The following is a 21,254-nucleotide window of genomic DNA, read 5'->3' as shown; positions in this document are numbered from 1 at the left end:
GGCCCTTCGACAGGCTCAGGGTGACAGCCCATCTTGATGCAGTTCAGTAAACCTGATTCTAGTTTCCTGTCACCCTGAGCCTGTCGAAGGGCCACGAGCGCGAAGCTACGCTAATGCAACATTAGACTTTGGTTGAACTTTTAAAAATCAAACACATTTCGCTTTGGGGACATTTTGCGGTACATATTGATCCTGTTGGTGGTAGCCGGTCTGGCCTCGTGTGGCAACGACGGTCGGCGGCTTTCGCGCATCCCACCTATGCCCCAGGCGGCCGACAGTGCTCAGGCCGGAAATACGCTTCGCGCGCTCAATCGGGCTATAAGCCAGTCATCGTCGGCCTCTGCCTACGCCAAACGGGCGCTACTGCACCTTCAGATGGGCCACCTGTCTGAAGCACAGGCCGACATTGACGAGGCCATTTCAATGGATAACAACACCGGCTCGTTTTACCTGATCCGGGCGCGGGTGATGCAGGCACAGAACAAGGCCGACAAAGCCTTCGCCGACGCGCAACGGGCTGAAATCCTGGGTGTCAGTTCGCCGGAGTTGTTCACGCTCATGAGCGACGCCCTTCAGCAGCAGGCGCAGTACCCCAAAGCACGGCTCTACCTGGCCAAAGCCCTGCAAATGGCTCCCTACGACGGTGAGGCGCACTATTTCGACGGATTGATCGCCGCTAAAACCGGCGATACTACCGGGGCACTGACCCATTTTCAGGAGGCGCTACAACTGAAACCGCGCTTCCTGCCTACTTATAATCAACTGACGGCGGTGTATCGGTCGCTGGGTGATTTGAACACGGCGCTGGTGTATAACGACCGGGCCACGCGCTACTTTCCCATCAATGCCGAACTGTTGTTTCAGCGGGGTATGATTTACCAGAACGCGGGCCGCGCCGATAGTGCACTCATGGCCTATCAGAAGACCGTGACCCTGCAACCCGACTATGTGCAGGCTTATTTTCAGGCCGGTCTGATCTTTGACCGCTTCCGGAATTATACCGCCGCGCTGGCTAATTTTGAGCAGGTGCAGAAACGGAAACCAACCTTCCCGCATATTGATTATTTTGTGGGGCATGGATTGGAAATGACCGCGCAGTGGGACCGGGCGCTGGCACAGTATACCGCGTCGCTCCAAAAAGACCCCGGTGACCCTGCCGCGCAGGCCGGCCTCTGGCGGGTGCAGCGAAGACAGCAGCAGATCAGCGCCGCCTACAATAATTACCTCTTGCCGGTGTCGCCTGAAACAGGCCTGCTCAATGCCCCGCTTACCCGAACCCCCGGCGGGGGACGAACACTCGACACCAGCCGCATACGCATACAACCCATTCAACCCCGAACCAGAGTCCGTTCTATGAACGATTCAACGTTTCAGGTAAGACCAATTGATTAAAGAAGTTTAAGGTTCAAGGTCTAAAGTCTAGTGTTGGCTGACGCGGGCGTACTCTGGCGTCAGCCAACAGTAGACTTTAGACCTTGAACTCATCAAAAGATATGACAACGCAGGATATACAATTACACGTGGCCTTGCCCGACGGCAGTATACGTGACTACCCCGCCGGGTCGACGGGGCTTGACGTGGCTCTGGGCATCAGTGAGGGCCTGGCCCGCAATGTGCTGGCCGCTAAAATAAACGGGCAGGTGCAGGACGCCACCCGCCCCATCGAGGTGCCTGCCGACGGTTCGGCGGTGACGGTGCAGTTGCTGACCTGGAACGACCTGGAGGGCAAATCGACGTTCTGGCACTCATCGGCTCACTTGCTGGCCGAAGCGCTGGAGTCGTTGTATCCCGGTATTAAGTTCGCCATTGGTCCGCCCATCGAGAATGGCTTTTATTATGATGTCGACTTTGAGGGAAAGCACTTCTCGCAGGAGGATTTCAAGAAGGTCGAGGATAAGATGCTGGAACTGGCCCGGCAGAAAAACGAGTATGTCCGCAAGGCCGTGAGCAAGGCCGATGCCATTGCCTACTTTGAGGAAAAAGGCGATCCCTATAAAATTGACCTGCTGGAAAACCTCGCCGACGGGAGCATCACGTTCTACACGCAGGGTGGGTTTACGGACCTTTGTCGGGGGCCGCACATCCCCAACACGGGCTTCATCAAAGCGGCCAAGCTCATGAACGTGGCGGGCGCGTACTGGCGCGGCGACGAGAAGAACAAGATGCTCACCCGTATCTATGCCATCACGTTTCCGAAGCAAAAAGAACTCGACGAGTACCTGGTGCTGCTGGAGGAAGCCAAAAAGCGCGACCACCGCAAGCTGGGTAAAGAACTGGAACTGTTCGCGTTTTCGGAGAAAGTAGGGCAGGGGCTGCCGCTGTGGTTGCCCAAGGGCGCACTTCTGCGCGAACGCCTCGAAAACTTCCTGCGCCGGGCACAGGTGCGGGCGGGGTATTCGCCGGTAGTGACACCACACATTGGCTCCAAGCAGTTGTATGTGACGTCGGGGCACTGGGAAAAATACGGGGCCGATTCGTTTCAGCCCATTCGCACCCCCGAAGAAGGAGAAGAGTTCATGCTGAAACCCATGAACTGCCCACACCACTGCGAAATCTACAAAACAAAGCCCCGTTCCTACCGCGACCTGCCCTTGCGGCTAGCCGAGTTCGGCACGGTGTACCGCTATGAGCAGTCGGGCGAGTTGCACGGGCTGACACGGGTGCGCGGCTTCACGCAGGACGATGCCCACATCTTCTGCCGTCCTGATCAGGTGAACGACGAGTTCAAGAAGGTAATCGACTTAGTGCTCTACGTGTTTAAGTCATTGGGTTTCAGTGATTACAGTGCGCAGGTGTCGCTACGTGACCCCGACAATGGCACCAAGTACATTGGTACCGATGAGAACTGGGACAAGGCCGAAACCGCCATTATTGAGGCGGCGAATGAAAAAGGGCTAAAGACGGTTATGGAAAAGGGCGAAGCTGCTTTCTATGGCCCTAAGCTCGATTTTATGGTCCGCGATGCGCTGGGCCGAAAATGGCAGTTGGGCACGATTCAGGTAGATTACAACCTGCCCGAACGTTTTGAACTCGAATACACGGGTGCTGATAACCAAAAGCACCGCCCCGTCATGATTCACCGGGCACCGTTTGGGTCGTTGGAGCGGTTCATTGCCATCCTGATCGAGAACACAGCAGGCAATTTTCCGCTTTGGCTCTCGCCCGATCAGATTGCGATTCTGCCTATTTCGGAGAAATACGAAACCTACGCCAACGACTTGTTTTTCACCCTTCAGGAAGCCGACATCCGTGGGTTTGTTGATCTGCGCGATGAGAAGATTGGGCGTAAGATTCGGGATGCGGAAGTGGCTAAAGTACCGTTTATGCTCATTGTAGGTGAAAAAGAAGCCGCCGAAGGCACCGTTTCCGTCCGTCGCAAGGGCGAAGGCGATCTCGGCAGCATGACCATCGCCGAGTTCACCGCGTTGTTTCAGGAGCAAGTGAAAGTGTAAGGTGAGTTTAAAGTCTAAAGTTTAAGCGGTCCGCCGCTGCGGGTTTAAAGTTGGCTGACGCGAGCGTACAACAGCGTCAGCCAACTTTAAACCTTAAACTTTAGGCTTTAAACCTCAATCTTTAAACTTAACTTTTTACATTTCCCCCACGTTTACAAGTTCAATAAGTTACCACGTTAACCAAACCATATGGCATTACCCCAACGCAGACCACCCCGTCGCGTGGTTGAAGAACCCTACAAGATCAATGAGCGGATCCAGGCCCGCGAAGTACGGGTTGTCGGCGAGAACGTCGAGCAAGGTATTTTTCCGATTGCACAGGCATTAGCCATCGCCAAGGCGCAGAGCCTTGACCTGGTTGAAATTTCGCCTAACGCCGTACCACCCGTGTGCCGCGTGATCGACTACTCGAAGTTCAAGTACGAACAAAAGAAAAAGCAGAAAGAAATAAAGGCCAACGCCCAGAAGGTGGTGATCAAAGAGATTCGGTTTGGTCCGAACACGGATGACCACGATTTTGAGTTCAAGCTGAAACACGCTACCACGTTCCTCAAAGAAGGCGCAAAGGTGAAAGCGTATGTTCACTTCGTGGGCCGTTCCATCGTGTTTAAAGACCGCGGCCTACAACTGCTGGACCGTTTCTCGAAAGGTCTTGAAGATGTAGGCAAGATCGAGCAGGAGCCTAAACTAGAAGGCAAGCGCATGATCATGTTCCTCGCCCCGAAAGCCGTGGCAGTGAAGAAATAAGAAGGATTTCGGATTGGGGATTTGGGATTGCGGATTGGCTGACGCATTAGTAGTGCTTGCGTCAGCCAATCCGCAATCCCAAATCCCCAATCCGAAATCTTTTCTTACCTTTGCGGCCTGTTTATTTAACGCAGTCCGGCGATACGGTCTTTTTTGAATCATGCCAAAGCAAAAAACAAACTCGGCAGCCAAGAAGCGTTTCACGCTGACGGGCACCGGGAAAATCAAACGGAAGCACGCCTTCCACTCCCACATTCTGACGAAGAAGTCGACCAAGCGCAAGCGTAACCTTGTGCATAGCTCGACCGTTCACCCCACGAATGAAGTTCGTATTAAAGCTCTGCTGCGTTTAACGTAGTCAAGCTGGTCTATTGTTTCACCCGACGAAGGGCTTCCAAGAGGAATGAACAATGGACAATGAACAATGAACAATGTGCGGCTGAGAGGCCATTATACATTGTACATTACACATTGTACATTACTTTACCCGCCTTAGTCAAAAAGCAAAAAAAATATGCGTTCCGTCAATCACGTCGCCTCAAGGGCACGCCGGAAGAAAATTCTCAAGATGGCCAAAGGTTTCTATGGCCGTCGTAAAAATGTCTGGACAGTAGCCAAAAACGCTGTTGAGAAAGCCATGGGCTATGCCTACCGCGACCGCAAGGCCAAGAAACGCGATTTCCGCAGCTTGTGGATTCAGCGGATCAACGCTGGTGCCCGTCAGCAAGGTATGTCCTACAGCGTCCTGATGGGCGCGCTGAACAAATCAGGTATTGAACTAAACCGGAAAGTACTGGCCGATTTGGCCATGAACCACCCGGAGGCATTCAAAGCCGTTGTGGATCAGGTTAAATAAACAGAACCGCCTACATAAAAACCCCGACCTGCGAAGGCCGGGGTTTTTTGTGTTTAGCGGAGTGGTGCCGGGCGGCGTTCCGCTCCGCTAAACAGTTTACGTCTCCACCACCTTTGTCTTTATCCCGACGCGTGGTTCACCTTCGGCGGGTTTGCCCAGTAAATACACGTCGATTTCGGTGTTGCCTACGCGGAACACCTGGCGGTTGGTGAGGGTGGTTTCGAGGGTGGTTTTCAGGATATGGAATTTAGCGGCGGTGGCTTTTTCGTCGTCGCCAAACCAGTCTTCGATGGTGGTGACAGGTGCCCAGAAGTCGGCTTCGGGTTGCTCTTCTACGTAGGTAGATGGGGGCAGCATAAGCCAGTCTTTGATATGGCTGGCGGTAAGCGGTTCGGCCATTTTCAGGTATGTCTCTACTGGCTCAATTGGCTCGTCGGATTCGCTGGGATAGAGCAGGTCACTCAGCAGTGGAGCCACTGCCTCGGAAAAGGGCCTTTGGGCAGATTGTTGTTCGGAATCGGCGTTACGTTCTGGGTGTTGAGGCGTCATAGTTGGCGTTGATCAGGTTAGGGCAAAGTAAGGTAGAAACCGCTGGCTGTATGTGCTGATCGACATAAAAGTTACTAATTTTAGCGAGTAAACCCCATCCGAACACACGAGGTAGTGCGTTCGCTTAACCAACCAAAAATCATGTTTGAAACCTTAATGAACCTTGTGCGTGAGCAGTCTGGCGGCGCAATTGTAAACAATCCGGCTATTCCGAACGAGCAAAACGACAATACCATGCAAACGGTAGCCAGTAGCATTTTAAGCGGTCTTGGCCAACAGGCGCAGGGAGGCGGCTTAGGTAGTCTGCTCGGTATGGTTACCGGTGGGGGTGGCAATGTGCAGAGCAGCCCCGTTACGCAGGGTGTGCAACAGCATGTAGAACAAAATTTGATGGAGAAATTGGGTATCTCACCTCAGGTGGCCATGTCGGTAGCAGGTGCAGTAGTACCAATGGTGTTAAGCAGGCTAATGCATAAGGCGGCTGATCCCAATGATAGCAGCGTAGACAATAATAGCCTTATGGGTCTTGCTGGCGGCGGCGGTGGCTTGGGTGGTATGCTGGGTGGCCTGCTTGGTGGCCGATAAGGGGCTAACAGGTAAGCGCTAAAAGGATAGAGCTAAGAGAATAGAGCTGAGAGAATAGAATCAAGAAACAAGAGAGCGGCGTATTAACCGATTACCTCTTGTTTCTTGATTCTATTCTCTCAGCTCTATTCTCTTAGCTCTATCCTTTCAGCGCTACTCTATTTCAAATCAGCCAGTTTATCCAGGTCGAGGGCTTCGAGTGCGCTTTTTAGCGCTTCGGGTTCAACACCGTGGCCTTTGGCAGTAACGATAAACCGGTTTTTAACCAGCACTGCTGTCTCACCGCTTTTGTCGGATTTGTTGTATTTTTCGTAGGCTTTGTGGTCGCCCATCTTAGTGGTGCGCTCATAGCCGTTGTCGTCTTCTTTATCTACCTCGATCATGCTCCAGGCAGCCATGCCCATGAGCATGGCGGTGCCACCTGCATCAACCACGCTAAGCTCGATGTTCTGACTATCGTCGGCGTTTTCGTAGCGGGCGGTAGCCGTTGAGAAAGTCATCCCTGCTGCGCCGTTTTTCTCACCCGACGCGCTCTTGCGGGGTAAACTAGCTACTTCGGTGGGGAGCATATCTTTCAGCTTCCGGAAGTCGACTGTTTCGACGGGACCGTTTTTCTGGTTTTCTTCCACTTGCTTGGCCATTTCCTGTACGGCAGCAAGGGTACCGGTGGTCGAGATCGACGCCTCATCGGTATCTGTTTTTTCGGGTTTGTCGCCACCACCACACGACAGCATGACGAAGGCAAGCACACAGCACGTTAGTAAATGGGCGGAAATGCGAAGGTAGGTTGACATAGTAGTGGGTTTGGTTGGGTGAGTGATGCATAGCCGCGAACAGCTTACATGGTCGAAGGTAAGTGGCTGACTACTTGCTGCCTCCACAAATTGAGTAAACGTACTGATAGCCCTAAAACAGTAAACCCCGTTACCGCCAGATCAGGCAGTAACGGGGTTTACCGTTTGCTGTATCGATTCTCTAAGCCGTTGTCTGTTCAGACGTTGGTATTGGTGTACGGCGACTGCGCCACACGAAGTAAACACCCACCAGCACCGCCGGAATGCTCAGAATCTGCCCCATGTTCAGCGGCAGGGTGTTTTCAAACGCTACCTGGTTTTCTTTGAGGTATTCGTACAGGAAACGCAGTCCAAAACACCAGATTAGAAAGATGCCGAGGAGTAGACCACGTGGCGTATGCTCTCTCCTACGGTTCCAGATAGCCAGCAGAACAAAGAATAAGGCTAGCATGGAGAGCGATTCATAGAGTTGCGCCGGATGGCGGGGTACGCCCACTGGGTATTCGTTATTATACTTAAAAATGAAACCCCAGGGCAGCGTAGTAGGCAGGCCTACTATCTCGTGGTTCATCAGATTACCCAGCCGGATACAGGCACCCGCCAGGGCCACCACAATCACGATACGGTCGGTGGTCCAGAGGAAGGTTTGCCCTGTGAGGCGACTCGATTTGCGGCGCGAATAGAGCCACAGGGCCGTCAGAATGCCAATGGTAGCTCCGTGGCTGGCCAGGCCACGGTAGGGGGGGAGGATCACTTCGAGCGGGTTGCGAAACAGCACTTCGGGTTCGTAGAATAGATAATGACCAATGCGGGCACCCAGCACCGTCGAAATAACCATATAGATAAGTAGAGCGTCGAGGTCTTCCTGCGGTTTGCCTTCTTTCCGGAAAATCCGGGTCATGATCTGCATGCCGATCAGGAAACCGGCGGCGAAGAGCAGCCCATACCAGCGGATTTCAAATTGGGGAAACTGGAAGCCAAACAGGGTGAAGGCGTCGATGGAAAAAAGGACCGGGTTAGCGTCCCAGACGATGTAAGCAAGCATTCGCGCGATGAGAGGAATTTTGGGACTAATTCGTTGTTAGTACGAAGAACGTGACCGCCAATTGGTTGGCAGCTTCACGGGCAAAGATAGACAGATTTCACTCCCAGACATGGACTGGATCGTATGCGGTATTTACTAATCGGGTTCGTTCGTTTTTACCAGGGAGCTGTTTCGCCGTTTTTGCCCAACGCCTGCCGATACACACCCACCTGTTCGCAATATATGATCGAAGCTGTGACCAGATACGGTGCTATCCGCGGCGGCTGGCTGGGTCTGAAACGGATCAGCCGCTGCCATCCCTGGGGCGGTCACGGTCATGATCCCGTACCTTAAAATGGGTTCAAGGTTTAATGGCCAAGGTTTAACCTTGAATCTTCTTCCTTTATGCTAAACATCACTCCCGACAACAAACTGACGCGCTTGCTGGTGGTGGGCGACCGCGTGCTGATTAAACCTACATCACCCACCGACCGTACCTCGTCGGGGTTGTATTTGCCGCCCACGGTGCAGGAAAAAGAACAGGTACAGCGGGGCACCGTTATCAAGGTGGGGCCGGGGTATCCGATTCCGGTGGCAACAGAGGATGAGCCCTGGAAACAAACTGAAGAGAAAGTGAAATACATGCCTCTACAGGCCGTGGAAGGCGATATGGCGCTGTACCTGCAACGCAATGCCATTGAGATTGAGTACGAAAATGAGCAGTACGTGATTGTACCACAGGCATCTATTTTGCTACTTGAACGGTCCGAGAATTTGTTTGATTGATTAGCAAAGAAGCAAGAGATAAGAAACAAGAGGTAAGAAGCAGGAGGTAAGACTACCCTCCGGGAGATTACGAGCCTCAGTCTTGTCTCTTGTGCCTCTCAACTCTCGTTTCTCATCTCTCGCTTCTTGTTTCTTACCTCTTCTATCTTCCTTCTTTCTTCCCTACCAATGAACAGGATGCGCCCCGCCGGGTTATGGTTAGTAGCCTTATTGGCCTTAATCTCACTCAATAGTATGGAAAGCGTAGGCAACCAGCAGAAGTCGCTGAAAGCACTTCTCGACGAAAAAAAAGACCACCGCCGTGTGGTATTGCTCTATGGCCGACAAGCCGCACAGGGGCACCTGATTGATCAGCAACAGATCTTCCGAGCCGCGCAGTCTGGCATGGATGAGCGCGATATCGACGTGATCGTGACCCTCGACTACGAAATGACTGAACCCGACCGGTGGTACCTGATGCACAACCACTTCAATTTTGTCCCCTCTGATGATTTTGCAGGGTACCTGATCGGGAAAGATGGCACGATGAAGCACAAATTCACCAAACCCATTTCGACCAACGAGTTATTTGCCCTCGTTGATGCTATGCCTATGCGGAAGGCGGAGAAGAAGAAAGGCGAATAAACAATGAATACCGTACAAAGAATAATGGCTCCGCACGAACATCATGCGGAGCCATTATTCTTTGTAGCCTCTTGGCTTGTTAATACGGTTCGTAGGTGAATACTTCCGACTTGCCGTCCTTGTAAACGATTTTAGTCACCAACCCATCGCTGTTGTAGGTAAGCTGGGCATCCGTTGTACGGTTGTTCTGGTTAAAGACTTTTACTGATGAGTCGGTAAATGGATCACTGATGCTGACGGGTCTATTGAGTCCGTAACTGGTAGGCTTACCGACCCCTGTAACTGGATCGTATTCGATTGAAACGTATGTGTCAGGTGAGTAAGAGTAATAAGGCGTAAAACCAAACAGGCCTTTGTAAGGGTTTGGATTTGAATCGTACGTGTAAGGCACTCCGTTAATTGACGTTGCATTACCTCCGCTGAAGACATACGTTTCAGTTTTGCTGGCTACTGGTTTACCATCACCATAAATGTAATACTGTGTGGACAGTCTTGAGGCAGGTAATGTGCTGTTGCCCTCGTACGTGAAATCTTGGGTCAGGCTCAGTAAATTAAAATTAGAACCAGTGCCTGTATAATAGACTCTCAGCTTGGTTGTTCTACCCTGCGAATCATACGAATAGAGTACATAATAATAAGTAAGTTTTGATTCAAACATAACGACTTGTTGTATAAGATTCCCTGTAAAGGCGTGCAGACTAGGCCGAAATGAATTACCCAACCCCGTATTTCCATCTCCATTTTTATTAAAGAATGATGTCAGCCGATTGCCACTATCATAAGTGAGTACATATGGAAGATTTGATTCACCCGGTTTATTAAACGTAACGGTTTTCAGCCGGAAGCGGGGTGCGGGTTGATCGCGGTGGTCGGTGCAGGTCAGGGCCGTGCTGAGAACGAAGACCAGCGATAGCCAGCCAAGGAGCGAAAGGTGTTTCATGAACGTCAGAGAAAAGTCAGTTGATCAACGAATATATACTACTTGCCATCTAACTGATTTTCGGCTAATTAGTAAGTTATTAAACGGCAATTGTATTTCCTTACCTATGGCCTTAGTAAGACTATACTGGCTGCACTCCAGATAGGTGACTGGACGAAGGAATTTGATTTCTTAAGATTATTAGGCCTTGGCGAAGGCATGTACGGCGGAGCGTTACCCCGGTGGACCGACAGGTCAACGACGTAACTAGAACCAGTTACCATTGGCCTGTCGGCCCACCGGAGCAACGCTCCGCCGTACATGCCTTCAGCTTATTGCTGACGCGTCAATGCGGAAGGCAGAGAAGAAGCATGAATGAAAAATGGATGGTCCGCCGATATAGTAAAATGAATAATGGCTCCCTAGCATTAATACTGGGGAGCCATTATTCATTTGTAATTAGTACTAGTATGATTCGTAGGTGAATACTTCCGACTTGCCGTCCTTGTAAACGATTTTAGTCACCAACCCATCGCTGTTATAGGTCAGCTGGGCATCCGTCGTGCAGTTGTTCTGGTTAAAGACTTTTACTGATGAATCGCTAAACGGTTCGCTGATGTTGAAGGGCCTGTTAAGTCCGACGACTCCAGTTGCATCAAGTGAGGAATAAAAGTAAGACGTAAAACCAAACAAGCCTCTGTAGGGGTTTGGATTTGAATCATACGTATACGGTACTCCATCAATCGAGGTTGCGTTGCCTCCATTGAAGACATACGTTTCAGTCTTGCTAGCTTCTACTACAATAGTACCGTAACGATTCTTTGTGGCCAGTCGTGAGGTAGGGAATATGCTGCTGCCTTGGTATGTGAACTCTTCGGTTAAGACCAGTAAATTAGCGTAACCATTACCATTGTCTGTTTGATAGACACTCAGCTTAGTTGTTCTCCCTTGCGAATCGTACGAATAGAGCACATAATAGTAGCGGAGTCTGTTGTCGAACATGACGACTTGGTCTATCCGATTATCTTTAAAACGGTGCTGACTAGGCCTATATGAGTTCATAAATCCCACATTTCCATCAGCAAAGAACGATATCAGACGATTGTTATCGTCATAAGTGAGTACGTATGGAACATTAGACTCACCCGGTCGATTGTATGTTATGGTTTTCAATCGGAAGCGGGGCGCAGGTTGATCCCGGTGGTCGGTGCAGGTCAGGGCCGTGCTGAGAACAAAGACCAGCGATAGCCAGCCAAGGAGCGAAAGGTGTTTCATGAACGTCAGAGAAAAGTCAGTTAATCAACGAATGTATACTACTTGCCATCTAACTGATTTTCGGCTAATTAGTAAGTTATTAAACGGCAACTGTATTTCCTTACCTATGGCATTAGTAAGACTATACTGGCTGTACTCCAGATAGGTGACTGGACGAATTAATTTGATTTCTTAAGATTATTAAGCCTTGGCGAAGGCATACACAGAGGAGCGTTGCCCCGGTGGGCCAGCAGGCCAATGGTAACTGGGTTATTTACGTCGTTGACCTGTCGGCCCACCGAGCAACGCTCCTCTGTACATGCCTTCAGCTTATTGCTGACGCGTCAATGCGGAAGGCAGAGAAGAAGCATGAATGAAAAATGGATGGTCCGCCGACATAGTAAAATGAATAATGGCTCCCTAGCATTAATACTGGGGAGCCATTATTCATTTGTGATTAGTACTAGTATGATTCGTAGGTGAATACTTCCGACTTGCCGTCCTTGTAAACGATTTTAGTCACCAACCCATCGCTGTTATAGGTCAGTTGGGCATCCGTTGTACGGTTGTTCTGGTTAAAGACTTTTACTGATGAGTCGCTGAACTCCTCACTAACGCTAAATGGCCTATTGATTCCATAACCTATTACGTTGCCAGCACCTGAGTTATCGTAATAAGTATACGAGTCATAGGAGGAGTATGTGAAATAACTAAAACCAAACAAGCCCTTATACGGGTTAGGACTTGTATCATAGGTGTATGAGTTGCCATCAATCGACGTGGCATTGCCGCCACTGAAGGTATATGTCTCCGTTCTTTTGGCAACAGCCATGTTACCATCTGCGGAGTACGTCGTCGCCAGTCGTGAGGAGGGCATGGTACTACTACCATCGTAGGTGAAATCCTCGGTCGAAAGAAGTCTAGTGGGCCTACTGCCCGCTAAGTACACACTCATTCTGATAACTCTCTTCATTAAGTCATAAGAATAAGTTACATAATAGTAATTGATTTTGTCTATAAATCCAACCAATTGTCGAACTCCATTGTCCGAGTAACTGAGCTGCTTAGCTAGTCTAGTATTGTTGAAGTCAATAGGGCCACTGCTAGATGCATATGCCATTAGCTGATTGTTTTCGCTATAGACTAATGTATATGGATTACTCGACAGGCCGGATTGATTGTATGTAACGGTTTTCAGCCGGAAGCGGGGTGCGGGTTGATCGCGGTGGTCGGTGCAGGTCAGGGCCGTGCTGAGAACAAAGACCAGCGATAGCCAGCCAAGGAGCGAAAGGTGTCTCATGAACGTCAGAGAAAAGTCAGTTAATCAACGAATGTATACTACTTGCCATCTAACTGATTTTCGGCTAATTAGTAAGTTATTAAACGGCAACTGTATTTCCTTACCTATGGCCTTAGTAAGACTATACTGGCTGTAGTCCGGATAGGTGACCGGACGAAGAAATTTGATTTCTTAAGATTATTAAGCCTTGGCGAAGGCATATACAGAGGAGCGTTGCCCCGGTGGACCGACAGGTCAACGACGTAAATAACCCAGTTACGTCGTTGACCTGTCGGTCCACCGGGGCAACGCTCCTCTGTGTATGCCTTCAGCTTATTGCTGACGCGTCAATAGGCTGGCGTGAGCAATAATTGGGTTCCGTATTGCAAGGCTAGGCGTCTCCGGCAGACCACTTGTCATTCATGAATCAAAAAACCTTTCCCCTCCGTCACCATTTCCCAGGTATCGGTGCGGAAGGGTACGGCGGGGAAACCATCTTTGTTGTAAAGGTTTACCTCGCCGTTGTCGTCGGCCCAGCCGTAGCGGACGGCCACGGGTTTGGCTACTGAATCGGCTTTCACGATCACGCTGTCTCCCCGGATTTCGGCGCGGGCGTAGTGAAATTGCCCATCGTTGCCGGCCACTTCAAAGCCCATCAGGTAGCCGTATTTATTTGGCGTAGTCAGGCCCGCACCAACACTGTTAAACGTTAAAATAGCTTCGTTTCCATTGACAGCTAGCGACTTATACTGCGGCCCTGCAGACGTAATAGCCTGTTTATAGGCCACGCGGCGGGCTTCGGCGGCGAGGCGCTTACCCACATCCAGCTTGTTGGTGGGGTGAATGTCGGTAGGGTTGCCAATGTCAGACGTCACGGCCATGCCGGTGTTGGGCAGGCTGAGAGCCATCGTCTGGGCTTCGCGGAGTTCGGCCCAACTGCTGCCCTTCTGGCTGTTGCCCCCGCCGCTGTTGAAGTTGGCCAACTGGACAAACAGGAACGGGAAGTCTTCGCCCCACTGCTTCCGCCAGTCGGTGATCATGAGCGGAAACGAGGTCCGGTACTGCTTGGCCCGCCCCGCGTTCGATTCACCCTGATACCAGATCACCCCGCGCAGGGCATACGGCACCAGCGGTTTTAGCATGGCATTAAACAGCAGCGTGGGGTGCGCATTAGGGCCTTTTTCGGTCGACGAAGGAAAAATCTGCGCCACCTTATAATGCCAGTCGCCCGCCAGGGGCACCGACCAGTTCGAGCCGGTTAGGATCATCTCTTCCGCTTTGGCCATAAAGCCACCGCCACCGCCGGTATCAACCAGCCGAATGGCAATGACGTTGCTGCCTGGCTTCAAAACCCCCGCCGGAATGGTGTACTTCCGGGGTTCGTTGTAGGCCTGCACCGCCCCCACAAACTGGCCGTTTACAAACGTAGAGTCATAATCGTCGATAGCACCGAGGTTGATGGTAACGTCTTTTAAATCAGCGTTTCCCGGGATTGTAATTGTTTTTCTGAACCAGACTACGCCGTCCATATCCCCTAGTTTTGGGTCGAACAGCACGGGTAGTTGCATCGTTGGCCAGGCACCGTCGGCAATGACTGTTTGGCGGTAAGTAGTGGCTTCGGCGGGAGCGGGGATGGTACCCTGTAGCTTTTCAATCAGGTTTGTTAATGCCTTTGCTTTCTCAACGGCTGTTTCGCCGTCTTTGCCAATGCCGTCCAGACTGGGGCGTAGGGCAGCATCAGACGCAATGGCTTCGCGGCTGGTCCAGGTTTCGGAATGGGTGCCGCCCCACGAACTATGTACCAGCCCAATGGGTACGTTGAGGGTCTTTTGCAGGTCGCGGGCAAAGAAGTAGCCCACCGCTGTGAACTTGCCCGCCGTTTGGGGTGAGCAGACCGACCATTGGCCCGCCACTGCGCTTTGGGGTTCCGTTGCCGTAACGTGGGGTACATAAAATTGCCTGATGGTGGGGTAATTGGCCGTTGCCGCTTCGGCCTTGCCGTCTTTTGCCGCTGATAGCGGCCACTCCATATTCGACTGCCCCGAACAGAGCCATACCTCGCCCACCAGCACGTCGTCGAGGGTGGCCGAGCCTGATTTGCCTGACGCGGTCAACGTGTAGGGGCCACCCGCCGTTACGGGGTTGAGGTTCACCTGCCACCGGCCCAACTTGTCGGCTTTGGTGGTTTGGGTTTGCCCGGCCATGGTCACGGTCACTTTTTCGCCGGGCTTTGTCCATCCCCAGACCGGAATGGGCTTTTGTTGCTGCAGCACCATGTGCGAGGCAAACAGATCGGGTAGTTTAAACCTCGATGTAGTAGCTTGAGCCGTGATACGTTGGGCGATCAGGAGCAAAAGGGCCAGCAAGAAAAAGCGGGTAAAACGAACCATAAAGGGGGCGTTTGAGAATAATGAGGGTTACTGCCAACGGGTAAGTCACTGTACAAAAGGGCTGATACCGCCAATTTACCATGCCACAAACCACAATTCTCGTTACCACCCCATTGGGCAACGTTGGGCTGGAAACACTCCGGGCGTTAGCCAAACGTCCCGAACGGCTTCAGCTACGATTGATCGCTGCCTTACGGGAATCTGAAAAAGACCGGACTGCCTTGACTACCCTCGCTGATGAGTGTGTCCGGTTCGATTTTGCCAACCCCGAAATGTTTGATTCGGCTTTGACTGGCGTAGAGCGCGTTTTGCTGGTACGCCCCCCCCAACTCGCCGACGTGAATTTGTATTTCAGGCCCTTTGTTGAGGCTATAAAACGATCTGAGGTGCAGCAGGTGGTGTTTTTGTCGTTGCAGGGTGTGGAGAACAATCCTGTCACGCCGCATCACAAAATAGAGAAACTGATTGTGGAGGCGGGCATTCCGTACACATTTCTGCGGCCCAGCTTTTTCATGCAGAATCTGAGTACTACCCATCGCGCCGAAATCGCCCACCACAACGAAATTTACATCCCGGCGGGTAATGGCCGCACCAGCCTGATCGACGTGGTAGATATTGGTGAAGTAGCCGCGCTTGTGCTCGCCGACAGTTCGGGGCGGTACCTGAACAAGGGTTACGAACTTACCGGCACCGAGGCACTCACCTATGCCGAGATTGCTCAGATACTGACCGACGTACTGGGCCGGAAGATTACCTACAAAGATCCGTCGGTGCTGGCGTTCATATGGCGCAAATGGCACCGCGAAAAAATGCCGTTATCGTTCGTCCTGGTTATGGTGGCCTTGTATACGGTGGCAAAAATGGGTAAAGCGGCAGGAACTACGCCGACTTTTCAAGCACTCACGGGCCATGCCCCCCGTACATTCCGCCGGTTTGCCGAAGACAACCGGCAGGTATGGCAACGGTAGTTAGCTCACCTAAAAAACCTCCGTCTATTTACCTACAAAAACCAGTCGGCTGCTAGTAGAAAGCGGGTAACATACAGCTTTGGCGATTATTGTAATGTTCTAAGATCATGTTGATTTATTTGAACAAAAAAAACCTTAATCAACCCTACAGACTGCTATGCTACACACGTTACAAACACGAATACAACCGGTCTGGCTGTTGCTCTGGGCTATACTGCTTACGCTCTCGGCGCAGGCGCAGGACCGCCGCATAACGGGGCGTATTATTTCTGGCAAAGATCAGCAACCCATTCCGGGGGTGAATCTGGTGGTGAAGGGCACGCAGCAGGGCACCACCACCAACGCCGATGGCAATTTTACGCTGAACGCCGGCCCTACGGCAACGCTCGTGGTCAGTGCCATTGGCTACCAGGCGCAGGAAGTGGCCGTTGGCAATCAATCGCAACTGACTATCACCCTCCAGGAGGCCGAACAGGCACTGACCGAAGTGGTTGTGACGGCTTTGGGTATTAAGAAAGAAGCCAAGCGGCTGGGCTATGCCACGGCCATTGTGAGTCCAGAGGCCATCACCACCAACCGGACGGTTAATTTCATCAACGCCCTACAAGGCAAGATTGCGGGTGTCAACATCAGCAGCCTGGGCACGGGGGCAGCGGGCACGAGCAAGATTCGGATCCGGGGGCAGTCGTCGTTTTCGGGGCAGAACACGCCACTTATTGTCATCAACGGCGTACCCATCGACAATACCAATTTCGGGCAAAACACGGGTAACACCGGCGGCGATAATTCGGTGGGTAACCGCGACCGGAACTACTCTGATGGTGGCGACGGGCTATCATCCATCAATCCGGACGATATCGAGGGTATGACCGTGCTGAAGGGTGGTACGGCAGCGGCACTTTATGGCTCGCGGGCCAAAGACGGGGCCATCCTGATCACCACCAAAACCAAAGGCACCGGGCAGGGTATCGGCGTGACCTACAACACCAACTTTACCTCCGATCATCCACTCGACTACACCGACTACCAGTATGAATACGGGCAGGGCGAATACGGCGTTCGACCTACGGCACCCAACCCAACATCAGGCGTCTGGAGTTTTGGGGAGAAATTCCCAACAGGCTCGCAGCCAGCTATTACGCAAGTATTGTTTGGCGGCCTGACGGTGCCGTACCAGCCCGTCCGCAACCGCATCAACACCTTCTACCGCGACGGGTCTACCTGGACCAACTCGGTGGCGGTGTCGTCGGGGAGTGATAAGGGGGGATTCAGTTTGTCGCTGGCGAACCTGGACAATAAGGGCATCACGCGTAATAATACCTTCAACCGCAAAACGATCAACCTCGGCTTCAGCTACAACCTCTCGCCGCAACTGACCGTAACGGGTACGCTCAACTATTCGAACGAGTACAACAAAAATCCGCCGCAGATTGCCCAGCAGGACAACAGCACGCCTACGGTGATCTACACGCTGGCCAACTCGATGCCGCTCGACGTGCTGGAGGCCAACCAGATTAACCCCGCCACGGGCAACGAGTTTGTGTATTCGCGGTTCATGAACCGGACTAACCCCTACTTCGTCCTGAACAATAAGTTCGAGAACATCCGCCGCGACCGGCTGTTTGGTAACATCTCGGCGCGGTACAACGTCACCGACTGGCTCTACGTGCAGGGCCGGGTGGGGCAGGACTACTGGTCGCGCGATCAGGACTATAACTTCCCCACGGGGCAGGCTTCACTGGCAGCGGCTCCGGCTGGGTTCGTAAACGGTTCCTACGTGCAGGAGGCGCGCCGGTTCCGCGAAATCAACGCCGACTTCCTGATTGGCGCCAACCGCAAATTTGGTGCCTTCAGCGTTGACCTCACGGCGGGCGGCAACCAGCTCTACCGCCGTAGTGACCTCAACAGTGTATTGGCCACGGACTTCATCGTGCGGGGGCTGTATGTCCCCCAGAACGGCCGTGTGAAAGACCCGCTCTATGGCCTCTCGGAGCGAAAGGTGAACTCGCTCTATGGTGCGGCGGAGTTTGGCTACAAGGACTTCCTGTTTATCAACGGTACCGTTCGTAACGACTGGTTTTCGACCCTGGCCCCCGCCAACCGCAGCATTTTGTATCCCTCGGTGACGGGCAGCTTTGTATTCTCACAAGCGTTCGACAAACTGCCTTCGTGGCTGAATTTCGGTAAAATCCGGGCGGCTTATGCCGAGGTGGGCAGCGACGGCGACGTGGCACCGTACTCTAATAACTTGTTTTATGCGGTGTCGGCTAACCTGTTTCCGAACCCGTCGGGGCAGGGGCAACCGGTAGGTTTCATCACCTCAAACACAGTGCCGAGTGCTACGCTCAAACCCAGCCGCACCGCCGAAGCCGAGATTGGCCTGGAACTGAAGCTATTCAATAACCGCGTTGGCCTCGACGTGGCGGTGTATAACAAAATCACCAGCGATCAGATCGTGTCGGCGCAGTCGTCTGATGCGTCGGGCTATACGAGTACGCTGATCAACAACGGACAAAGCCGCAACCAGGGCATTGAAGTGTTGCTGAACCTGTCGCCGGTGCGGAGCAGTGCTTTTTCGTGGGACATTACTCTTAACGGCTCGTATAACAAAACAAAGCTGCTCCGTCTGCTAACCGACGACGATGGGTCGCCTGAAAAGGATTACAACAAAGACGGTAAAGCCGAACAGATTGTGGTGGGCAACGGCGTGTTCGTGGGCGACCTGCGGCAGGTGGTTGGTCAGGAACTGGGTCAGCTGTATAGCTTCGGTTATCAGCGCGACGCGCAGGGGCGTATTGTTCACGGCGGTGACGGCCTGCCGGTACGGACGGCCTCGCCGATTTCATTTGGTTCGGCCCTACCCAAATACGTGGGTGGTATCACCAACTCGTTCACCTACAAGGGTCTGAATCTGTCGTTTTTGATCGATTTCAAACTGGGCGGCAAAATGATTTCGGGCACCAACCTGAACCTGTTCCGCCACGGGTTGCAGATGGAAACGCTGGTGGGGCGTGGTGATCCCGACAACAAAATGGTGGGTGTAGGGGTCAACGAAAAAGGCGAAGCCAACAGTGTACGGGCCTTCGTGCAGGACTACTATTCGGTGGGCCGGTCCAAGAGCCTCGGTGAGCAGGTAGTATACGACGCCGGCCTGTGGAAACTGCGGCAGATTTCGCTGGGCTACGACTTCACCAAACTGCTTCCCAAGAGCCTGTTTATCAAAGGTGTGCGCCTGAGTGCGGTGGCCAATAATGTGGCGATTCTGAAAAAATGGGTGCCCAACATTGACCCCGAACAGTTTGGCTTTAGCTCGGATAACCTCGTCGGGCTGGAATCGACGGGTCTACCCACCACGCGTAGCATTGGCTTTAACTTAAACGTCCGGCTTTAACCACCACTCGCCCCATGAAAAAGATTATTCTCTCGACCGTACTGATTGCCCTGCTGACGGGGATCAGCAGTTGTGATAAAGGGTTCGACGACCTGAACGTGAATCCTACGGCCGCTACGAGCCTAAATCCCGTGTTTATCTTCAACAACGCCATGATCAACACGGCGTTTCCGGCTTCGACACTGGTGTTTGAAGAACCCATCGTGCAGCAGATGTTCTCCCCCAACTCAGGAGTACTAGCCGGGGGAAATTTCAACGTCGACAACCGGGGTCCCGCTGGTCCGAATGCAGCGATCTGGCAGCAATATTACCCCAACGTGGTGCGCTATCTGGTGGATGTGATTGCCCAGACGAGCGGCGATGCCAAGCGCAGTAACCTCTATAACATGGCCCGCATCTGGAAAGCCTACACGTTTATGGTGCTGACCGACACCTACGGCGATATACCTTACTCAGAAGCGGGACTGGGTTATCTGAAAGGCAACGTAACACCCAAGTACGATACGCAGCAGAGCATCTATGACGACCTGATCAAAGAGCTAACCGAGGCCACCGCCGCCCTGGATGCCACCAAACCAACCGAAGCCGGGGAGGTGACGTACGGCGGCGACATTGCCAAATGGAAACGCGCAGGCAACTCGATTTTGCTGCGGGTGGGTATGCGCCTCTCGAAGGTGAACCCCACGCTGGCGCAATCGACGGTGCAAAAGGCCGTGGCGGGGGGCGTGATGCAGGCCAACACCGACAACCTGACGGTACGCAACGACGCCAACTACAAAAACCCGGTTGGCAACATCGTCAACTCGACCGAGGCGGCTAACTACTACCTGACGGGCTATTTCGTGGACTACCTCAAAAGCACCGCCGACCCCCGGCTGGCGTCTATTGCCGTACGCTACGTAGGGGCCAAAAGCGGGCCGGAACAGACCGCCGCCAAAGCTAACCGCGACCCGGCTGTGCAAATTGGCATGCCTCTTGGCTACGATAATGGCACGATTCCCGCCCGCGCCCTCGCCGACAAGCTCGCCAGCTTCTACGACTATTCGCAGCTTGACCGTAACCGCCTGGGCCGTTTTGACGTGCCTACGTATCTGGTCACCTACGCCCAAACACAACTGCTGCTGGCCGAGGCTGCCCAACGGGGCTGGACCACTGGCAACGCCGCCGACTACTACAACGCGGGGGTTACAGCCCATATGCTGCAACTGGGCACCACCAATGCCGACGCGGCGGTGGCTCCAGCGGCCATCACGGCTTATTTGGCCGCGAATCCGTATGTAGCAGCAAAGGGGTTAGAGCAAATTAATACGCAGTATTGGGTGGCCTCCTTCCTGAATGGCCCCGAAGTGTTCGCTAATTTCCGGCGGAGCGGATTCCCCAAGCTGACCCCCAACCCGTATCCCGGCAAGGAGATTAAAGGCAGTTTCATCAACCGCCTGTCGTACCCTGATTTCGAGAATTCGGTCAATGGTGCCAGCCGGCAGGCCGCCATTGACCGCCAGGGCCCCGACAACCTCGACACCCGCGTGTGGTGGGATAAACAGTAAGGGTGTTTTTTGTACAAAGCGGCCCGGTCTTGTTAGACCGGGCCGCTTTGTTTTTACTGGGGTGTTGCTTTTGGGTGAAAAGCTTCGCG

At 52.7% G+C, this 21,254-nt stretch carries 19 protein-coding genes; 12 read left to right on the top strand and 7 right to left on the bottom strand.

Going from position 1 to position 21,254, the window contains the following annotated elements:
- The first annotated feature begins 174 nt into the window (after positions 1–174).
- From J2I47_RS09775 to rplT, 5 genes are all read left to right on the top strand, one after another.
- Positions 175–1,392, top strand: coding sequence for a tetratricopeptide repeat protein (locus J2I47_RS09775; protein WP_229374476.1), 1,218 nt, complete (start codon positions 175–177; stop codon positions 1,390–1,392).
- A gap of 101 nt (positions 1,393–1,493) precedes the next feature.
- Positions 1,494–3,452 (top strand): threonine--tRNA ligase, encoded by a 1,959-nt coding sequence (gene thrS / locus J2I47_RS09770; RefSeq protein WP_207364390.1) that lies wholly within the window; start codon positions 1,494–1,496, stop codon positions 3,450–3,452.
- A 189-nt stretch (positions 3,453–3,641) separates the two neighbouring features.
- Positions 3,642–4,199: a translation initiation factor IF-3 gene (infC, locus tag J2I47_RS09765; RefSeq protein ID WP_207338794.1), complete on the top strand. Its 558-nt coding sequence runs from the start codon at positions 3,642–3,644 to the stop codon at positions 4,197–4,199.
- Between the two features lie 160 nt (positions 4,200–4,359).
- Positions 4,360–4,557: a 50S ribosomal protein L35 gene (gene rpmI, locus J2I47_RS09760; RefSeq protein WP_207364389.1), complete on the top strand. Its 198-nt coding sequence runs from the start codon at positions 4,360–4,362 to the stop codon at positions 4,555–4,557.
- A 156-nt stretch (positions 4,558–4,713) separates the two neighbouring features.
- Positions 4,714–5,055 carry a 50S ribosomal protein L20 gene (gene rplT, locus J2I47_RS09755; protein ID WP_207364388.1) on the top strand — a complete coding sequence of 114 codons (342 nt, stop codon included), beginning with the start codon at positions 4,714–4,716 and terminating at the stop codon, positions 5,053–5,055.
- Positions 5,056–5,151: 96 nt separating this feature from the next.
- On the opposite strand, the gene J2I47_RS09750 is transcribed toward rplT, so the two are convergent.
- Positions 5,152–5,604 (bottom strand): nuclease A inhibitor family protein, encoded by a 453-nt coding sequence (locus tag J2I47_RS09750; RefSeq protein ID WP_207364387.1) that lies wholly within the window; start codon positions 5,602–5,604, stop codon positions 5,152–5,154.
- A 141-nt stretch (positions 5,605–5,745) separates the two neighbouring features.
- Here J2I47_RS09750 and J2I47_RS09745 point away from each other — a divergent pair, with 141 nt between their 5' ends.
- Entirely contained in the window at positions 5,746–6,189 is a 444-nt protein-coding gene (locus J2I47_RS09745; RefSeq protein ID WP_207364386.1) for a hypothetical protein, read from the top strand.
- Positions 6,190–6,347: 158 nt separating this feature from the next.
- Here J2I47_RS09745 and J2I47_RS09740 read toward each other — a convergent pair whose 3' ends face one another.
- Positions 6,348–6,983, bottom strand: a complete 636-nt coding sequence (locus J2I47_RS09740; protein ID WP_207364385.1) for a transposase — start codon at positions 6,981–6,983, stop codon at positions 6,348–6,350.
- Between the two features lie 181 nt (positions 6,984–7,164).
- A complete protein-coding gene (lgt, locus tag J2I47_RS09735) occupies positions 7,165–8,028 on the bottom strand; it encodes a prolipoprotein diacylglyceryl transferase (protein ID WP_207364384.1) in 864 nt (287 codons plus the stop codon).
- 123 nt (positions 8,029–8,151) lie between these two features.
- Between lgt and yidD the strand changes: the two genes are divergently transcribed.
- From yidD to J2I47_RS09720, 3 genes are all read left to right on the top strand, one after another.
- Positions 8,152–8,361: a membrane protein insertion efficiency factor YidD gene (yidD, locus tag J2I47_RS09730; RefSeq protein ID WP_207364383.1), complete on the top strand. Its 210-nt coding sequence runs from the start codon at positions 8,152–8,154 to the stop codon at positions 8,359–8,361.
- Positions 8,362–8,412: 51 nt separating this feature from the next.
- Entirely contained in the window at positions 8,413–8,793 is a 381-nt protein-coding gene (locus tag J2I47_RS09725) for a co-chaperone GroES (protein ID WP_207364382.1), read from the top strand.
- Positions 8,794–9,027: 234 nt separating this feature from the next.
- Positions 9,028–9,417 carry a DUF4174 domain-containing protein gene (locus J2I47_RS09720; RefSeq protein ID WP_229374474.1) on the top strand — a complete coding sequence of 130 codons (390 nt, stop codon included), beginning with the start codon at positions 9,028–9,030 and terminating at the stop codon, positions 9,415–9,417.
- Between the two features lie 79 nt (positions 9,418–9,496).
- On the opposite strand, the gene J2I47_RS09715 is transcribed toward J2I47_RS09720, so the two are convergent.
- The 4 genes from J2I47_RS09715 to J2I47_RS09700 all read right to left on the bottom strand — a co-directional run bounded on the left by J2I47_RS09715 (position 9,497) and on the right by J2I47_RS09700 (position 15,259).
- Positions 9,497–10,357 (bottom strand): hypothetical protein, encoded by an 861-nt coding sequence (locus tag J2I47_RS09715; RefSeq protein ID WP_207364381.1) that lies wholly within the window; start codon positions 10,355–10,357, stop codon positions 9,497–9,499.
- A gap of 444 nt (positions 10,358–10,801) precedes the next feature.
- Positions 10,802–11,611, bottom strand: a complete 810-nt coding sequence (locus J2I47_RS09710; protein ID WP_207364380.1) for a hypothetical protein — start codon at positions 11,609–11,611, stop codon at positions 10,802–10,804.
- 442 nt (positions 11,612–12,053) lie between these two features.
- Positions 12,054–12,890, bottom strand: a complete 837-nt coding sequence (locus J2I47_RS09705; protein ID WP_207364379.1) for a hypothetical protein — start codon at positions 12,888–12,890, stop codon at positions 12,054–12,056.
- Positions 12,891–13,285: 395 nt separating this feature from the next.
- Positions 13,286–15,259: a sialate O-acetylesterase gene (locus J2I47_RS09700; RefSeq protein WP_207364378.1), complete on the bottom strand. Its 1,974-nt coding sequence runs from the start codon at positions 15,257–15,259 to the stop codon at positions 13,286–13,288.
- A gap of 80 nt (positions 15,260–15,339) precedes the next feature.
- On the opposite strand from J2I47_RS09700, the gene J2I47_RS09695 reads away from it, so the two are divergent.
- The 3 genes from J2I47_RS09695 (at position 15,340) to J2I47_RS09685 (ending at position 21,165) form a co-directional block, all read left to right on the top strand.
- Positions 15,340–16,227 (top strand): SDR family oxidoreductase, encoded by an 888-nt coding sequence (locus tag J2I47_RS09695; protein ID WP_207364377.1) that lies wholly within the window; start codon positions 15,340–15,342, stop codon positions 16,225–16,227.
- A 157-nt stretch (positions 16,228–16,384) separates the two neighbouring features.
- Positions 16,385–19,618: a SusC/RagA family TonB-linked outer membrane protein gene (locus J2I47_RS09690; protein ID WP_207364376.1), complete on the top strand. Its 3,234-nt coding sequence runs from the start codon at positions 16,385–16,387 to the stop codon at positions 19,616–19,618.
- Between the two features lie 14 nt (positions 19,619–19,632).
- A complete protein-coding gene (locus J2I47_RS09685; RefSeq protein ID WP_207364375.1) occupies positions 19,633–21,165 on the top strand; it encodes a SusD/RagB family nutrient-binding outer membrane lipoprotein in 1,533 nt (510 codons plus the stop codon).
- Positions 21,166–21,254 lie beyond the last annotated feature (89 nt).

It is taken from the genome of Fibrella rubiginis (assembly GCF_017353185.1).
In the GTDB taxonomy this organism is placed as follows: Bacteria; Bacteroidota; Bacteroidia; order Cytophagales; family Spirosomataceae; genus Fibrella; species Fibrella rubiginis.
This window is presented reverse-complemented; position numbering and strand designations above follow the sequence as displayed.

What these genes read in the sequence shown, in the direction of transcription:
- thrS (WP_207364390.1), top strand. Translation starts at nt 1,494, where the DNA reads ATGACAACGCAGGATATACAATTACACGTGGCCTTGCCCGACGGCAGT.
- infC (WP_207338794.1), top strand. Translation starts at nt 3,642, where the DNA reads ATGGCATTACCCCAACGCAGACCACCCCGTCGCGTGGTTGAAGAACCC.
- rpmI (WP_207364389.1), top strand. Translation starts at nt 4,360, where the DNA reads ATGCCAAAGCAAAAAACAAACTCGGCAGCCAAGAAGCGTTTCACGCTG.
- rplT (WP_207364388.1), top strand. Translation starts at nt 4,714, where the DNA reads ATGCGTTCCGTCAATCACGTCGCCTCAAGGGCACGCCGGAAGAAAATT.
- J2I47_RS09750 (WP_207364387.1), bottom strand. Translation starts at nt 5,604, where the DNA reads ATGACGCCTCAACACCCAGAACGTAACGCCGATTCCGAACAACAATCT.
- J2I47_RS09745 (WP_207364386.1), top strand. Translation starts at nt 5,746, where the DNA reads ATGTTTGAAACCTTAATGAACCTTGTGCGTGAGCAGTCTGGCGGCGCA.
- J2I47_RS09740 (WP_207364385.1), bottom strand. Translation starts at nt 6,983, where the DNA reads ATGTCAACCTACCTTCGCATTTCCGCCCATTTACTAACGTGCTGTGTG.
- lgt (WP_207364384.1), bottom strand. Translation starts at nt 8,028, where the DNA reads ATGCTTGCTTACATCGTCTGGGACGCTAACCCGGTCCTTTTTTCCATC.
- yidD (WP_207364383.1), top strand. Translation starts at nt 8,152, where the DNA reads ATGCGGTATTTACTAATCGGGTTCGTTCGTTTTTACCAGGGAGCTGTT.
- J2I47_RS09725 (WP_207364382.1), top strand. Translation starts at nt 8,413, where the DNA reads ATGCTAAACATCACTCCCGACAACAAACTGACGCGCTTGCTGGTGGTG.
- J2I47_RS09720 (WP_229374474.1), top strand. Translation starts at nt 9,028, where the DNA reads ATGGAAAGCGTAGGCAACCAGCAGAAGTCGCTGAAAGCACTTCTCGAC.
- J2I47_RS09715 (WP_207364381.1), bottom strand. Translation starts at nt 10,357, where the DNA reads ATGAAACACCTTTCGCTCCTTGGCTGGCTATCGCTGGTCTTCGTTCTC.
- J2I47_RS09710 (WP_207364380.1), bottom strand. Translation starts at nt 11,611, where the DNA reads ATGAAACACCTTTCGCTCCTTGGCTGGCTATCGCTGGTCTTTGTTCTC.
- J2I47_RS09705 (WP_207364379.1), bottom strand. Translation starts at nt 12,890, where the DNA reads ATGAGACACCTTTCGCTCCTTGGCTGGCTATCGCTGGTCTTTGTTCTC.
- J2I47_RS09700 (WP_207364378.1), bottom strand. Translation starts at nt 15,259, where the DNA reads ATGGTTCGTTTTACCCGCTTTTTCTTGCTGGCCCTTTTGCTCCTGATC.
- J2I47_RS09695 (WP_207364377.1), top strand. Translation starts at nt 15,340, where the DNA reads ATGCCACAAACCACAATTCTCGTTACCACCCCATTGGGCAACGTTGGG.
- J2I47_RS09690 (WP_207364376.1), top strand. Translation starts at nt 16,385, where the DNA reads ATGCTACACACGTTACAAACACGAATACAACCGGTCTGGCTGTTGCTC.
- J2I47_RS09685 (WP_207364375.1), top strand. Translation starts at nt 19,633, where the DNA reads ATGAAAAAGATTATTCTCTCGACCGTACTGATTGCCCTGCTGACGGGG.